The 1,178-nt window shown below is 45.8% G+C and carries 2 protein-coding genes; one reads left to right on the top strand and one right to left on the bottom strand.

Annotation, left to right across the window (positions count from 1 at the left end; translation table 11 throughout):
- The coding region (locus CV945_RS16985) for an IS4 family transposase (RefSeq protein WP_232722326.1) at positions 1-668 on the bottom strand (668 nt) is incomplete at its 3' end.
- 104 nt (positions 669-772) lie between these two features.
- Between CV945_RS16985 and CV945_RS16980 the strand changes: the two genes are divergently transcribed.
- Positions 773-1,072: an MBL fold metallo-hydrolase gene (locus CV945_RS16980; RefSeq protein WP_100660203.1), complete on the top strand. Its 300-nt coding sequence runs from the start codon at positions 773-775 to the stop codon at positions 1,070-1,072.
- The last annotated feature ends 106 nt before the right edge of the window (positions 1,073-1,178 follow it).

The following is a 1,178-nucleotide window of genomic DNA, read 5'->3' as shown; positions in this document are numbered from 1 at the left end:
GATTCCCAATCCCATTCCTTCCACTGGCCATTCTCCTTGATATACACTTTCATATCGGAACGGAGCCGAGTAATATAATACGCTCCGCGGGCGTCGATCTCGGCCAGTGCGGCAACGGAGAAAAAGCCCAAATCCCGAATACATAGGTCATTCGGTAAAATCGTATGCTGGGCATGATAGGCAAAACGAGCGTCCGAGTCATTGGCCGATTGAACGCATAGCTGAAGGCAGGCGCCGGATAACAAGTCATATTCAAACTGAATTTTCACCCCCGACGAAACGGAACCTCGATAGTCTTCCCCATAGTCAGCGGGAACCAAAAAGCTGGTTGAGTCCAAAATCCGCAGGCGGGTAAAACAAGTTCGATAGGTCTCCATGGCTGACAAAAGCAATGGACGTTGATGCAGGAGGAGAAGGAAAAACACTTCTCGCAAAAATGCCACGGCCCGATCGGTAAAACGCTGATTCAAGCCTTCGCTTGAAAGGGAACAGCCATGCCAGAGCGTCAAGGCCGCACACAACCGCTGAAGCGACTGTTTGGCCAGTGAGCCATCTCCCCATGCACAGAGAGTCAGAAAGGCTTCCGCCGTTAACGAACGCTGCCGCCGGATAAAGCCTGTTTTCCGTGCGAGACGGGTTAATTCTTCGGGAGAAAAGAGTTGACGAATGGTTTGAATCCATGCCCATGAAAAAAATCCTTTCTAACGTGGAGTGTTCGTTAGAAAGGATACCATGTTTTTGACGATGCACAAAGACCAAAATTCTTAACTTGATGGGTATGGACCTAACCCCCATTCATACTCCAGGACACTCACCCGGACACGTTGTGTACTATCATGAGAAGGATCGTGTTCTTATTGGTGGCGATTTGTTTATGTCAAAAAAAGGTCAGCTGAAAAGGCCGATTGCTATGTTTACCGCAAATATGGAAGAAGCTGTTGAAAGTGCTGGCATCGTTAAAGAATTGAAGCCTAAAGTTGTCAGTATATGTCATGGATGCGATGTAGAAGAACCTCATAAACAAATAGACAAATATCTAGCACAATTTTCCCTAAATTATAACATTTTTTGAAGTTGTTTGGCTCTTCACCACAAAATGTACTTGACAATCAGGTTGTTTTCTGATCAAGGGTACAAAAAATGCGAAATTTCCTGTATGGTAAAGGTGACCAAACCAT

The sequence above is a fragment of the Geobacillus sp. Manikaran-105 genome (assembly GCF_002809955.1).
Classification (GTDB): Bacteria; Bacillota; Bacilli; order Bacillales; family Anoxybacillaceae; genus Geobacillus; species Geobacillus thermophilus.
This window is presented reverse-complemented; position numbering and strand designations above follow the sequence as displayed.

Coding starts and splice junctions, on each gene's coding strand:
- CV945_RS16980 (WP_100660203.1), top strand. CDS start 773: ATGGGTATGGACCTAACCCCCATTCATACTCCAGGACACTCACCCGGA.